At 60.7% G+C, this 14,050-nt stretch carries 14 protein-coding genes; 5 read left to right on the top strand and 9 right to left on the bottom strand.

What is annotated here, in order from left to right; all coding sequences use genetic code 11:
• The first annotated feature begins 86 nt into the window (after positions 1–86).
• The 4 genes from V8P77_RS08340 to minE all read left to right on the top strand — a co-directional run bounded on the left by V8P77_RS08340 (position 87) and on the right by minE (position 2,776).
• Positions 87–689, top strand: coding sequence for a methyl-accepting chemotaxis protein (locus V8P77_RS08340; protein WP_062940228.1), 603 nt, complete (start codon positions 87–89; stop codon positions 687–689).
• 209 nt (positions 690–898) lie between these two features.
• Entirely contained in the window at positions 899–1,618 is a 720-nt protein-coding gene (gene minC / locus V8P77_RS08335) for a septum site-determining protein MinC (protein ID WP_168268094.1), read from the top strand.
• 85 nt (positions 1,619–1,703) lie between these two features.
• The gene (gene minD, locus V8P77_RS08330) at positions 1,704–2,519 is read left to right on the top strand and encodes a septum site-determining protein MinD (RefSeq protein ID WP_025397600.1); all 816 of its coding nucleotides are present in this window, start codon (positions 1,704–1,706) and stop codon (positions 2,517–2,519) included.
• On the top strand, positions 2,516–2,776 hold the full coding sequence (minE, locus tag V8P77_RS08325; protein ID WP_003548116.1) for a cell division topological specificity factor MinE: 261 nt from the start codon (positions 2,516–2,518) through the stop codon (positions 2,774–2,776). Before minD ends, minE begins: the two co-directional genes overlap by 4 nt.
• A 41-nt stretch (positions 2,777–2,817) precedes the next feature.
• Here minE and V8P77_RS08320 read toward each other — a convergent pair whose 3' ends face one another.
• From V8P77_RS08320 to V8P77_RS08305, 4 genes are all read right to left on the bottom strand, one after another.
• The gene (locus V8P77_RS08320) at positions 2,818–3,198 is read right to left on the bottom strand and encodes a DUF6481 family protein (RefSeq protein WP_020052803.1); all 381 of its coding nucleotides are present in this window, start codon (positions 3,196–3,198) and stop codon (positions 2,818–2,820) included.
• A 246-nt stretch (positions 3,199–3,444) separates the two neighbouring features.
• Positions 3,445–3,669: a hypothetical protein gene (locus V8P77_RS08315; protein ID WP_163880880.1), complete on the bottom strand. Its 225-nt coding sequence runs from the start codon at positions 3,667–3,669 to the stop codon at positions 3,445–3,447.
• A 129-nt stretch (positions 3,670–3,798) separates the two neighbouring features.
• Positions 3,799–4,008 carry a cold-shock protein gene (locus tag V8P77_RS08310; protein ID WP_003548109.1) on the bottom strand — a complete coding sequence of 70 codons (210 nt, stop codon included), beginning with the start codon at positions 4,006–4,008 and terminating at the stop codon, positions 3,799–3,801.
• Between the two features lie 337 nt (positions 4,009–4,345).
• Entirely contained in the window at positions 4,346–6,715 is a 2,370-nt protein-coding gene (locus V8P77_RS08305; protein ID WP_335911614.1) for a trimethylamine N-oxide demethylase, read from the bottom strand.
• Between the two features lie 248 nt (positions 6,716–6,963).
• Here V8P77_RS08305 and V8P77_RS08300 point away from each other — a divergent pair, with 248 nt between their 5' ends.
• Positions 6,964–8,748, top strand: a complete 1,785-nt coding sequence (locus V8P77_RS08300) for a trimethylamine N-oxide permease (RefSeq protein ID WP_335911612.1) — start codon at positions 6,964–6,966, stop codon at positions 8,746–8,748.
• Between the two features lie 109 nt (positions 8,749–8,857).
• On the opposite strand, the gene V8P77_RS08295 is transcribed toward V8P77_RS08300, so the two are convergent.
• The 5 genes from V8P77_RS08295 to V8P77_RS08275 form a co-directional block, all read right to left on the bottom strand.
• The gene (locus V8P77_RS08295) at positions 8,858–9,889 is read right to left on the bottom strand and encodes an aldo/keto reductase (protein ID WP_335911611.1); all 1,032 of its coding nucleotides are present in this window, start codon (positions 9,887–9,889) and stop codon (positions 8,858–8,860) included.
• A 90-nt stretch (positions 9,890–9,979) separates the two neighbouring features.
• Positions 9,980–10,804, bottom strand: a complete 825-nt coding sequence (locus tag V8P77_RS08290; RefSeq protein WP_335911610.1) for an aldo/keto reductase — start codon at positions 10,802–10,804, stop codon at positions 9,980–9,982.
• 64 nt (positions 10,805–10,868) lie between these two features.
• Entirely contained in the window at positions 10,869–11,837 is a 969-nt protein-coding gene (locus V8P77_RS08285) for an aldo/keto reductase (RefSeq protein WP_335911609.1), read from the bottom strand.
• 52 nt (positions 11,838–11,889) lie between these two features.
• Positions 11,890–12,786, bottom strand: coding sequence for an NAD-dependent epimerase/dehydratase family protein (locus tag V8P77_RS08280; RefSeq protein WP_335911607.1), 897 nt, complete (start codon positions 12,784–12,786; stop codon positions 11,890–11,892).
• A 119-nt stretch (positions 12,787–12,905) separates the two neighbouring features.
• Complete coding sequence (locus V8P77_RS08275; protein ID WP_335911606.1) at positions 12,906–13,808, bottom strand: LysR family transcriptional regulator; 903 nt, start codon at positions 13,806–13,808, stop codon at positions 12,906–12,908.
• Between the last annotated feature and the right edge of the window lie 242 nt (positions 13,809–14,050).

Genomic DNA, 14,050 nt, shown 5'->3' with positions numbered 1-14,050 from the left:
CTCTCTTCCGGCATATCGTCGCCAGCGCCTTTTGAAACCAGACGACATAAATCCATCTGCAACTCTTCTCTTCGGATGTGGCCTTCATGGATTTTCAAACGAGCATTCTCGGGCGCATGAGCGGTTTTCTCTATCGCTGCCGTGCCGATGAAAACTACACGATGCTGGAGATGACCAACGGCATCGAGCGCATCTTCGGTTATCCCGCCGACGAAATCATCGGCAACCGCACGCGGACCTTCACCTCCATCATGTACGAGGAAGACGTGCCCCTGATGGACGAAATCGTCGGACGGGCGCTGGAGAAGCGTACGGACTGGACGATGGAGTACCGCATCCGTCATGCCATGGGGCATCTCATCTGGGTCACCGAGACCGGCGGCGGCATCTGGGACGAGAAGGGTGAGCTTCTCTATCTCGAAGGCAGCATCATCAACATCGAATCACTCTACCAGCGAATCGATGACCAGACCGCCGACATGCGCGTCACCGCTTCGAAGACCAATGAAATCCTGCAATCGCTGCGTTACCTGAAGCTGCTAGCCGTCAATGCCGGCATCGAGGCCGCCCGCGCCGGCACGGCCGGATCGGGTTTTGCGGTGCTTGCCGCCGAGATGCGCACGCTCGCCAACTCCTCGGAAGAGGCCGCACGCGCCATTTCCAACGCACAACGCAAGGCGGAAGGCTGAGCTTTACCAAAGCAGCGGCAGATTTGCGGCTCACGTTCAAAGCCGCATTATTAACCGTTCGGCCCTTCCGAAGATTGCAACGCTTTTCCAATGACTTGCGGTAATCCTGCGCTTAAACAATCTCAGGTGATTGTCGGTGATAATAAGGTCGCGTTAACATTTTGTTAACCATAGCAGCGGTAGACATGGTCAACGATTTCTTCACATAGATGACCAAAGTGCTAACAGACGCTCGCTCTATCCGCATCAAGGGCCGCTCATTCCTCGCGGTCATGCTGTCTCCGGATCTTCCGATCGATGATTGGTTGATCAGGCTGGACGATCTGGCCGCGCGTTCGGCCGGCTTCTTCCTCGGACGGCCTGTCGTGCTCGACCTGACGGACCTGCAAATCGACCGGCCGCAGCTGAAGGACCTGATTGCCGAACTTGCCAAGCGCAATGTCAGCATCATGGGCATCGAGGGCGCGCGGCCCTCGATCCTCGGATCCGGCATGCCGCCGGCGCTTAAGGGCGGTCGGTCGGTTTCCGATATCGAGGTTCAGGCAAAGGAGCCTGCCGATCTACCCGGCAAACCGGCAGTGGCAGAGACCCGCCCGGCCATGCAATCGATCGTCATCAGGGAGCCGGTGCGCTCGGGGCAATCGGTGATCTTTCCGGAAGGCGACGTCACCGTCATCGGATCGGTGGCCTCGGGTGCCGAGGTCATCGCCGGCGGATCCGTCCATATCTATGGCGCCTTGCGTGGCCGAGCCATGGCGGGATCCATCGGAAACGCATCGGCGCGGATCTTTTGCCGCAAGCTCGAGGCCGAGCTGGTTGCAATCGACGGCATCTACAAAATGGCGGAAGACATGGCGCCCAATCTTCGCGGACAGGCTGTTCAGCTCTGGCTCGAAGACGACGCGATCATGGCAGAGAAACTGATCTGACGACGGCGCCGCGCGCCTCTTCGTGAGCCGCAAAGGACGCTTTAACACTTTGAATTACTGGGGCCACGGCAAAGGAGAGACAATGATGGGGAAAGTGATCGTCGTCACGTCAGGCAAGGGCGGGGTTGGCAAGACAACCTCGACCGCCGCATTGGGAGCGGCGCTGGCGCAACGCAATGAAAAAGTCGTCGTCGTCGATTTCGACGTCGGCCTGCGCAATCTCGACCTCGTCATGGGCGCCGAACGCAGGGTCGTCTACGACCTGATCAATGTCATCCAGGGCGACGCCAAGCTGACCCAGGCGCTGATCCGCGACAAGCGGCTGGAAACGCTGTTCCTGCTGCCGGCCTCGCAGACACGCGACAAGGACAATCTGACGGCCGAGGGCGTCGAGCGCGTCATCAACGACCTGAAGCGCTATTTCGACTGGATCATCTGCGACAGCCCCGCCGGGATCGAGCGCGGCGCAACGCTCGCCATGCGCCACGCCGATGTTGCCGTGGTCGTCACCAATCCCGAGGTGTCGTCGGTGCGCGATTCGGATCGCATCATCGGCCTGCTGGATGCCAAGACCGCCAAGGCCGAGCGCGGCGAACGGATGGAAAAGCACCTGCTGCTCACCCGCTACGACGCCAACCGCGCCGAACGCGGCGACATGCTCAAGGTCGACGACGTCCTGGAAATCCTGTCCATCCCGCTGCTTGGCATCATACCCGAAAGCATGGATGTTCTGCGGGCATCCAATATCGGTGCGCCGGTCACGCTGGCAGACAGCCGCAGCGCGGCTGCGATGGCCTATTTCGACGCTGCTCGCCGGCTCGCCGGTGAAGTTGTGCCGATCGCCATCCCAGAGGAAAAGAGGAATATTTTCGGCAAGATCTTCGGACGGAGGGCGGCATGAATATTTTCCGTCTTTTCAACAAGCAGAGAACCGCACCGGCTGCCCGCGAACGGCTGCAGGTCCTTCTCGCCCACGAACGTTCCTCGGCGGGGTCGGACCTGGTTACCCTGCTGCGCGAGGAAATCCTGGCGGTGATCGCAAAGCACGTGCAGCTCGACCACGACAAGGTGCAGGTGACGATCGATCGCAACGAGTACGTCTCGACCCTTGAGATCGACGTCGAAATCCCGCTGAATGCAGCCGTGCAGGCCGCTTGAAAGAGAGCGCTGCCTGTTGCGACAACAGGCGGCGCTGACGATCAGGACTTCCTGGCTTTGCGATTGGCGTAACGCAGGTCGCGTTCGGCCTTTCGGGCGGCTTCATCGGCAATCACACGAGCAATCCGGTCTTTGTCAGCCGCTTCGCGCGCGTCGGCATCGGCGCGTGCTGCGGCCTCGGCGGCAGCCTGACGTTCGGCCTCGGCGGCCTGAGCCCGCTCCAGCTCCTCGAGCTTGACCCGTTCTCGCTGAGCGCGACGTTCTTCCCTGGCCGCGGCAATGGCTTGACGCTCCGCCTGCTTTGCCAGCCTTGTCGGTTCGGCTGAATCCTTGGCGCTACGATACGCATTGAGGAGAGCCGCCTTGGCTTCGGCAGCGGCGCTGCGGCGATCGGAAAGCTCGTTGTTTCTGGCGTTTTTCAAATCTGTTTCCTGACTGTTTGACTTCGACCCTAGAGCATGATGCCGAAAAGTGTGCGGTTTTCGGACGACATCATGCTCTAACTCTTTAATTTAGAACAGGATTCAGAGTTTAGGCCGACCCGGCCTAAAATCATCCTGTTCCAGGGCGCCGCACGCCATCAGACGCGCAAGGGCGCTGCAATACTTTGAACTGCTGCATGGCTTTATCCTGAAATCGAATCCGATTTAAGAAATTATGCAGTAGTGTCAGATTTTCTTTTTTCGCTTCGCGCCGGGAGCAGTAACCCCTGTCAAGCGATCCTGCAATTCCTTGGCCTCACGCGCTTCGCGTAATCGCAAGGTTTTTTCCTCGCGGGCACGTACGGTCGAATCGATCTCTTCGACCGCCCGGCTTCGCGCCAGGAACTGCGATTGCACGTTTCCGAAGGCAATCTCCGCCTGCTTGCGTGATTTGCTGTGTGACTCTGTCATATCAATCCTGGATTTATGAGCCCGCTTGGCGGAACGCAGCAAAAAGGCCAGGCAACTTGCCTGACCTTGATAGTATCATACTTTCGACAGTGCCGGTACATCCGCGGTCAAAGGAAAGCAGTTTTCAGTTTAAGCGGCTTGGAGATTGCAAGCGGACATTTTGCCCGACTTGTTATCGCGCTCCAGCTCGTAGCCGATCTTCTGGCCTTCGACGATTTCGCGCATTCCAGCACGCTCGACGGCAGAGATGTGGACGAAGGCGTCAGCGCCGCCGTCATCAGGCTGAATGAAGCCGAAGCCCTTGGTGGAATTGAACCATTTAACTGTGCCAGTGGTCATAACAAACCCTTTCATAGCAATTGACGACCGCACGTGCGGAAGCACGACGGATGATGATCTCGATTTTGAAGAGGGAAGTTCGTCCAGGGCACGTTGCCAGCGTGCGATAACAAAAGTCAAACAAGCAATATCGACTACCGAGATATAGTCACGCGACCCGTATTTGTCAACTTTTAGTTTTTCAGAGCCGCCCACTCACTATGAGGTTGCATAGCGGCCGCCTTGCATGCCGCCGCTAGCGCATCGTGCTTTCCGAAAGGACGCATGGCGTTCTAAACGTGCGGCTTCATCAACACCGCGAGAAGCGGATCGGTGGCCTCGACCTTAAAAGCAGGCACTATGAGCGCGGCCGCGTCTTCTGAGGGTCGTAATGCGAAAGCGGCACGACCGTCGCCGGCAGGCGCTTCTGGTGGCCGTCGAGCTTGCCGATCTCGACCTCGGTGCCGGGGCTTGCATGCATCACGTCGATGCGGGCGAGCGCGATCGTCTTGCCGAGGATCGGCGAGCGCGTGGCGCTGGTGATAACGCCCACCTGGCCCCGGCCGATATGGATGCAATCGCCATGGCCGACGGCCTCGTTGGCCTTGATGTCGAGGCCGACGAGCAGATGGCGCGGATGCTCCTTGCGCCGGATCAGCGCCTCGCGGCCGATGAAATCGTCCTGTTTGGATTTCAGCGGCACCGTGAAGCCGATCCCAGCCTCGAACGGGTCCGTCTGGTCGGTGAATTCATGATGGGCAAAGATCAGAGCCGCCTCGATGCGGACCATGTCGAGCGCCTCCAGCCCCATCGGCTTCAAGCCGTGCGGCTGGCCGGCGTCCCAGACGGCGTCGAACACCGTCAGCGCATCCTTCGGATGACAGAAGATCTCGTAGCCGAGCTCGCCGGTGTAACCCGTGCGCGAGACGACGATTGGGGCACCCTCGAAGCCGCCGATGCGGCCGACGGTGAAACGGAACCATTCGAGCTCGCCGATATTAGGCTGGCGCGGCGCCGTCCAGATGATCTCCTTGAGGATATCGCGGCTCTTCGGCCCCTGCAGGGCGATATTGTGCATCTGATCGGTCGAGGAGCGGACCCAGGCCTTGAAGCCCTTTTTCTCCGCCTGCTGGCGCAGCCATATGCCGCTGAAATCATCGCCGCCGATCCAGCGGAAGTTCTTGTCGCCGAGCCGGAACAGCGTGCCGTCATCGATCATGCCGCCGTTTTCGTAGCACATGGCGGAATAGACGACCTGGCCGGTCGACAGTTTGCGCACGTCGCGCGTCAGGCAATATTGCAGCAGCTCCTCGGCATCCGGCCCCGTCACCTCGAATTTCCGCAAGGGCGAGAGATCGATGACGGCCGCGCGCTCGCGGCAGGCCCAGTATTCCTCGATCGGCCCTTCGCTGGAAAAGCGGTTCGGCAGCCAGTAGCCGCGATATTCGGTGTAGTCCCGCGTCAACGCGGAGAGGCGGGGATGGAAGGCGGTTTCGCGCGTCAGTTCGGCGTCTGCATCTGGGGTCATGCGATAGGCCACCGCTCGTGAGAATTTCTCTTTTCCGGAAAAGGTGCGGACGTGGATATCCGTCGGATCCCAGCCGTTCGCCGCGTCGATATCGTCAGGGCAAGACGAGGAGACGCAGACGAGATCGGTCAGCGCCCGCATCAGCACGTAATCGCCGGGACGCGACCAGGGCTCGTCGAGATAGAGCTGGTTGTTGTGATCGATATTGGTGTTGTAGAAATAGTTCAGCGCTTCCCAGCCCTTGCGGCCGGCAATGCCGTAAGGCGCCAGCGTCGCGTTGAAATTATCCGTGCAGTTGACGTGGCCGGGATAACCCATGTCGTCGTAATAACGCGAATTGCAGGCGGTCGCGAAAGCGTCGTGACGCCCGACCGTATCCTGGACGATCTCGACCAGCGGTTCGAAGTCACGGTCGAAGGCCTTGGAGGGCAGACCCGGCATCGGATAGCTGCGGCCGAGCAGTGTGCGGGTGACGGTGGAATCAAGCGCGAGGTCGAGACCCTTGTCGACCTTGCGGGCGGCAAAAGCCTGGAAATCGGTGCACTGGCGTCCATAGACGTCGATGATCTGGATGAATTCGCCGGCACGCACGAAATAGGCTGCGGCGGTCGCCGCCCGGATGCGGATATCCTCGACCGGATCGGCGGCCGGTTCCGGCAAAGCGGAGGCGTAATCGCGGATCAGCAGGCTGCGCTGGATCCTGATCTCGATCGGCGTCGCCGTATCCTGCGCCTCCGGCGACATGGCGCTGGCCGGTGCCGCGACGATCAGCAGGCCCTTCATGGAAATCGTGAAATCCGCCTGGCTGCCCGGGGTCGAACCCGCCCCGAAGATGCTGAGCGCGCCGGCCGCTGCCAGATCGGCGCCGCGACGCTGAAGCGCTGCACGCGTGCGGGCAGCACTCTCATCCTCCGCTTGAAGAATGGCCTTCAAACCATCGGCTGAATTGCTGAACGCCGTTCCGAGACCGGCCGCGAGAAAACGCCCTTTCTCGTCGAGGAAGGAGATCTCGCAGACCTGGCCGCCCTCGCTGTCGATGACGCTGACGCGGTCTCCCGGCTCGACGCGCATGACGACCGATCCGCCGCCCTTTGCCTTGTAGCGCTCCGTTCCCTCCGGCAGGGTGGGAATGCCGGGATAATGCACGAGGCTCGGAGCGGCCGGCCGCAGGCCTGTCATAGCAGGATGAAGTTCTCGCATTCTGCCCTCATGGGGATCTGTCATGCCCTCAGGCATGCCGACACAGGTTTACAAAATGGCTGTGGAAAGTAAAGTGATGTTGACTAAAAAGAAAATATCTTCACTATGCATAAAGAGTTCAGACTCGGGAATCCGTCGGGAACACGGATCGCCAAAATCATCCGGGCGGGCTTGAGACTGTCAGGGAGACACGTTCAGGGAGACGTACAAAGATACGTCCGGAACAAATAGAATGGGGAATTTCACCGATGACAGACGTTGTGGAGGCCGGGATTGCATCCGGCACCGAAGGTAAGCTTGTACGCGCGCTCGACTGGAAGGGCGCATTCTGGGTGGCTGCGGGCGTGCCGCCGCTTGTTCTTTTCTCCATCGGCGGGATTGCGGGCACGACGGGCAAGCTCGCCTTCGTCGTCTGGATCATCTCGATGGTGATGGGTTTCCTGCAATCCTTCACCTATGCCGAGATCGCCGGCATGTTTGCCAATAAATCCGGCGGCGCTTCTGTCTATGGCGCCACCGCCTGGCTGCGCTATTCGAAATTCATCGCGCCGCTGTCCGTCTGGTGCAACTGGTTTGCCTGGTCGCCGGTGCTGTCGCTCGGCTGCGCCATCGCCGCCGGCTACATCCTCAACGCGTTCTACCCGATTCCGGCAGCGGATTCGCAAATGGTCCTCGACTGGATCTCAGCGCACGCCGCTTCCGTCACGGCCGACAGCCCCCGCGTCGCCGAATATATTGCAGCCCATGCCGGCACGACGCCAGATGACGCCGTCAAGGCATTGCTCGGCACCGACGGTGTCGCCGCCCTGACGCCGGCGATCCGCAGCTGGTCGCTCTTCAGCTTCAGCATTCCCTTCCTTGCCACCGCCAATATCAACGCCACCTTCTTCATCGGCGGCATCCTGATGCTGATCATCTTCGCCATCCAGCATCGCGGCATTTCGGAAACGGCAAGCGTGCAGAAGTGGCTGGCCATCATCGTGCTGGTGCCGCTGCTCATCATCGGCCTTTACCCGATCGTCAGTGGCCAGATCCTTGCCACCAACGTCACCGGCCTCGTGCCGCCGACAGCCGCCTATGCCGCTACCGACGGCACCTGGAGCAACGGCGGCTGGACGCTCTTCCTCGGTGGCCTCTATATCGCCGCCTGGTCGACCTACGGCTTCGAGACGGCCGTCTGCTACACCCGCGAACTCAAGAACCCGAAGACCGACACCTTCAAGGCGATCTTCTATTCCGGCCTTGCCTGCTGCCTGTTCTTCTTCCTCGTGCCCTTCGCCTTCCAGGGCGTTCTCGGCCATGCAGGCATGCTGGCCCCCGGCATCGTCGATGGCACGGGTGTTGCCGAAGCGCTCGGCGGCCTGATCGGCGCCGGCCGCGTCGTCACCCAATTGCTCGTCGTACTGATGATCATGGCGCTCTTCCTCGCCATCATGACGGCGATGGCCGGTTCCTCGCGCACGCTCTACCAGGGCTCGAAGGATGGCTGGCTGCCGAAATATCTCGACCACGTCAACGAGCACGGCGCGCCGACGCGCGCCATGTGGACCGATTTCGCCTTCAACCTCTTCCTGCTGGCGATCGCCTCGGATGTCGGGGGCTACTTCTTCGTGCTCGCCGTCTCGAATGTCGGCTACATCATCTTCAACTTCCTGAACCTCAACTCCGGCTGGATCCACCGGATGGATTCCGGCCATATCGAACGTCCCTGGAAGGCGCCGACCTGGCTGATCGGCCTCAACACCGTGCTGGCTTTCGTCAATGCGCTCTTCCTCGGAGCGGGTGCCAAGGTCTGGGGTTATTCCAATGCGCTCTGGGTCGGCTTCATCTTCGCCGCCCTGATCCTGCCGGTCTTCGCCTACCGCCACTATGTGCGCGACGGCGGTAAATTCCCCGCAGGCGCGATGGAGGATCTTGGCCTGGTCGGCCAGGATCTCGGCGTCAAGAAAGCCGGCATCCTGCCCTATCTGGCGCTCGCCGGCGGCCTGGCGATCGTTCTGATCGCCAATGTGGTGTTCCAGCTTCCGGCCTAAAATCGCCTCCCAAGCAGAAAGGCCGCTAAGCCGCCATGGAAACATGGCGGCTTTTTCATTGGTGGTTGCAGACCGGGCGAGACGACTCATCCGGTTGCAGACGGAAGGCTCAGCGGCCGCGCTCGATCTTGCGATGGCGTTGGTTGATGCCGCCCTTGCCATAGGGATAGTCGAACGGCTGGGGCGCACTCACCTCGTTGAGCCGGGCCATGTCGTCGTCGGAGAGTTTGAGCTTCATGGCGCCCAAATTGTCGGCGAGCTGTTCCGGCGTGCGGGCGCCGAGGATGACGGAGGTGATCGCCGGCTGCGCCGCCGTCCAGGCGAGCGCCACCTGCGCCATGCTGACCCCATGCGCCTTGGCGATCTCCTCGACGACAGCGATGATCGCCCAGGTTCGCTCCAGCGCATTGCGCGGCGCATAGGATTCGCCGCCGCGATTGGGGTTTTCGCCGAGGCGGGTGGCGCCGGTCGGCATCTCGTCGCGCTTGTATTTGCCGGTCAGCCAGCCGCCGCCGAGCGGCGACCACGGCAATAGGCCCATGCCGGCATCCTGGCAGGCCGCGACGATCTCGAGTTCGATGTCGCGCACCAGCAGGTTATATTGCGGCTGCAGCGTCACCGGGCGGGTATAACCGCGCGCCTTGGCGATCTCCGAGGCCTTGGCGATGTGCCAGCCGACATAGTTGGAGAAGCCGTAATAGCCGATCTTGCCGGAGGAAACCGCATCGTCGAGGAAACGCAGCGTCTCCTCGATCGGCGTCAGCGCGTCCCAGGCATGCATCTGGTAAAGATCGATCTGCTCGAGGCCAAGGCGGCGGAGCGAATCGTCGAGGGCCTGGCCAAGATGCCGGCGCGACAGGCCGATATCGTTGGGGCCGTTGCCCATCGGAAAACGCCCCTTGGTGGCAACGATCGCCTGGCGGGCCTCGGTCGGGCGCGCCTTCAGCCAGCGTCCGATGATCTCTTCCGACTTGCCGGCGCTATAGACATCGGCGGTATCGATGAAATTGCCGCCCCAGGCGAAATAATCGTCGAGCAGCTTGTGCGAGGCGGCCTCATCGGCCTCCGCGCCGAAGGTCATGGTGCCGAGGCAATAGGCGGTGACGACGGTCCCGCTCGGACCGAGCTTGCGATAATCCATGTTTATCTCCTCTTTGAACACAACCGCGGCATCAACGGCGGCTGTCATTTCGATGTTGACGGCGGTGAAGGAAAGAACAGCGAACTACCTTCACACGTCCCAAACGGGGCACCAATCGCCGTTTACCAGCCGCATGCCCTTCTCGAGGCCTTCAATCCGTTTGATCTCGGCCGGCGTCAGCGTGATCTTGCGGGCTTCGAAATTCTGTATGATGCGGCCCCTCTTGCTGGAAGACGGGATAACGACATGCCCCTTGGCGATGAGGAAGGCGAGCGCGATCTGGTCGCTGGTGGCGCCGCGGGCCTTGCCGATCTCTTCGAGAACCGGGTCGCCGACGACGGCGCCGCGGGCGAGCGGCGAATAGGCCGTGACCGCGATACCGAGCTTTTCGCAATAATCGATGATCGGCCGGTTCTGCATATAGACATGGCACTCCACCTGGTTGGTGGTGATCGTGCGGCTGCCGAGCAGGCGGATGCTTTCGTCGATCAGCGCTTTGGTAAAGTTCGAAACGCCGATCTGCCTGGCAAGGCCGGCATCGAAAACCTCGGCGAACTGACCGAGATAATCCGCAAGCGGATATTTATTATGCGGCGACGGCCAGTGCAGCAGCAACAGGTCGACCTGGTCGACGCCAAGCTTTTCCAGGCTTTCCCTGACCGACGGCATGACGGCTCCGGGGCCGTAATTGTCGGGCTTCACCTTCGTGGTGATGAAGATTTCGTTGCGCGCCACCGCGGCGTCCTTGATGCCGCGGGCAACATCCTGCTCGTTGCCGTAGCCCTGGGCGGTGTCGATGTGGCGGCATCCGGCTTCGAGCGCCCAAATGACGCCCTGATGGGCTTCATCGGCCGAGCGGTTCCATGTGCCGTACCCCATCTGCGGGATGCCGGCGACCATTGCTTCTTGCGTCATATTCTCTTCCTATGCAGCATTTCAAAATCTTACTGCTCGTCTGAAAAGCCGCGCGGCGCTGTCGTCAGAAACCGGCGACGTGCAGCGGTTTGTAGGGGGCTTCGAGCGCCTTGACGTCATCACCGGTGAGTTCGAAGTCGACCGCGGCGATCGCATCTTCGAGATGGCTCATCTTGCTGACGCCGACGATCGGCGAGGTCACGACCGGCTTCTGCAGCACCCAGGCCATCGCGACCTGCGCCATGGACGTCTTGCGCGCCTTGGCGACGGCTTCGACGGCCTCGACGACGTCCCGATCGCCGGTCTTCTCATACATGCTCTTGTTGTAGCGGTCGGTGGTGGCGCGCTTGGTCTCGGTGCCCCAGGGACGGGTCAGCTTGCCGCCGGCAAGCGGGCTCCACGGCAGGACGGCGATACCCTGGTCGCCGCAGAGCGGCAGCATTTCGCGTTCTTCCTCGCGATAGGTGAGGCTGACCTGGTTCTGCATCGAGACGAACTTCGTCCAGCCGTTGACTTCGGCTGCATGCTGGAGCTTGGAAAACTGCCAGGCCCACATCGAGGATGCGCCGATATAGCGGGCCTTGCCGGCGCGCACGACGTCGTTCAACGCCTGCATGGTTTCTTCGACCGGCGTGAACGGGTCGAAGCGGTGGATCTGGTAGAGATCGACATAGTCGGTGCCGAGGCGGCGCAGGCTGTTGTCGATCTCAGTAAGGATCGCGGCGCGGGAAAGACCCTGGCCGTTCGGGCCGGGACGCATGCGGCCGAACACCTTGGTCGCCAGCACGATCTCCTGGCGGGGCGCCAGTTCCTTGAGCAGGACGCCGGTGATCTCTTCGCTGGTGCCCTGCGCGTAGACATTGGCCGTATCGAAGAAATTGATGCCGGCATCCCAAGCGCGCTTGAAGAGCGGCCGCGCCTCTTCGAGCCCGAGAACCCACGGGCGTTCGTCCGTCTGCTTGCCGAAGGACATGCAGCCGAAGCAGATGCGGCTGACTTCAAGCCCTGTCTTGCCAAGTCTTGTGCTCTTCATGGTCTTTCCTCCGAGGTGTTGGTTGGCGGTGGCGGAAATGCGCCTCGCGGCATCATGCGCCGGTAACGTATTTCCGCCAGTTGTGTTCTTCCTTGAAACCGAGAACCTCCCGGATCTTCCGGTTCGAGAGCGGCGCTTCGAATTCGCCGAGCTCCCGGAGAATCGGCGTGTTCGGCGCCCATTTGCCGAGGAAATCCCGCGTTGGCTCGCTTGCCGTGATCGTGTCGTTGACGGCATTGAAGACCTGGAAACCGAGGCCGTCGGCCTGCAGGCAAAGATCGACGATCTGCCCGAGATCGCGGGCATCGATATAGCTCCAGGCGTTGCGCTTGCGCGATGGCGGGTCGGCAAGGAAGCCTGGAAAACGCTCATATTCATGCGGCTCGATGACGTTGGCGATCCGCAGGGCGTAGATGTCGATGCTGCTGCGCATCGCAAAGGCGCGGGCCGTCTTCTCGTTGACGACCTTGGAGAGCCCATAGCTGTCCATCGGGTCGATGTCATAGTCTTCTTCGAGCGGAAAGGAATGGAAATCCTTGTCGCCCTCGGCAAAACAGACGCCGTAGGTCGTTTCGCTGGACGCGATGATCACCTTCCGAATACCGAGCTTCACCGCCGCTTCGATGACGTTATAGGTCGAGATCGCATTGACCGAAAAAGTCTGGTTGTCGGGCTTGAGCAGCAGGCTCGGTATAGCCGCAAAATGCACGACGGCATCGACCTTGGCCGGTCCGCCCGGCGTTTGCAGATCCTCACCGCTGAAATGCATCGACAGGGCATTGAAGGTCTGGCCGCTGTCGGTGAGATCGGTGATCAACGTGTGCACGCCGGGGCAGTTCAAGGGAACGAGGTCGAGGTTGCGGACCTCGTGTCCCTTGTTGACTAGATATGGAACCGCATGGCGGCCGGCCTTGCCGCTGCCGCCGGTAAAGATGATCCGCTTGCTCATGTGATCTGTCCGCTTCCTGATGAAGGTTCGATAGAAGCGGTACAACGCGGGAGAGCGATGAATCAATAGAGTGGAAATCACTGAACCGATGAACAAGGCTCATCGATGGGAAACAGCCGCTACAATCCGTTCAAGCCGCGAACGATCTTGATCAACGCGTCGACGCCGAAGGGGAGCTGCCGCCGGCTGGAATAATACATCGAAAACGGCGGGCCTATCGATGCCCATTTGGGAAGAACGACTTCCAGGCGCCCCGCGGAAACGTAGGGGCTTGCCAGCCTTTCCAGGCAATAGGACACGCCGGCACCTTCCAGCGCAGCATTGATGGCAAGATCGGTCTCGCCTGATATCAGCGCTCCGGGAACGTCGATCTCGCGCCGGTCATCGCCGCGTTCGAATTCCCACTTGTAGATCTGGCCGCGGCCCGTCCGTATCCGGATGCAATGGTGGGAATTGAGGTCCTCCGGCATGACGGGGCGACCATGAATTCTGAGATAATCAGGAGCAGCGACCGCGACCCATTTTAAAGGAGAAGTGAGAGGAACTGCGATCATGTCTTCCGGGATGGTGCCGCTGTACCGGATACCGGCATCGAAGCCGTCCGCGGTCACATCGACGAACTGGTCATCCACGGCGACCTCAAGTTCGACATTCGGGAAGCGTTGCTGGAAGACCGGAATGGCTGGCCGCAAAAGCAGAACGGCGGCATCTTTCAGAACATTGATGCGAATGCTGCCGGCGCCGGCTTGATAGTGCCCGTTCAAGTCCTCCAGTCCGGAATTGATAAGCTCGAGCCCGGCAGAAATCTTCTCAGCGAGCGCTGTTCCGGCGGCGGTTGGCGCAACGCTGCGGCTGGTTCGATTAAGGAGTCGAACGCCCAGCCTTTGCTCAAGCGCCTTCATGCTGTGGCTCAGGGCGGAAGCCGTTACTTCCAGGTGATCCGCCGCTTTCCGGAAACTACGGTACTGGACTATCGCGAGAAAGATCGACAGCTCGTGAATTTCATTGCGCTTGAACTGCATGTTGATCTCAGGAGGCTAGTTCGGCGATACTTCGCAACCGGTCTTGAAGGCTCTAGCTCGTTCGGTACAACTCAGCACTCGGATGCTGGTTTACCGGCTCGGACTATGCGGCGGTGGTGTTGTGATAACGCGACGGCAACGGCCGTGCTAGCCTCGTCTATTCGCGCTGAGTCGAATTAACGCATACCCCGCCCCGCCAATTTGAATCAAAAGGTCAGCCCTCATCTCTCTGTCCGTGACGA

The organism is Rhizobium aouanii, from assembly GCF_037002925.1.
In the GTDB taxonomy this organism is placed as follows: domain Bacteria; phylum Pseudomonadota; class Alphaproteobacteria; order Rhizobiales; family Rhizobiaceae; genus Rhizobium; species Rhizobium aouanii.
The sequence above is the reverse complement of the archived record's forward strand: the minus strand, read 5'-3'. Positions and strand labels throughout refer to the sequence as shown.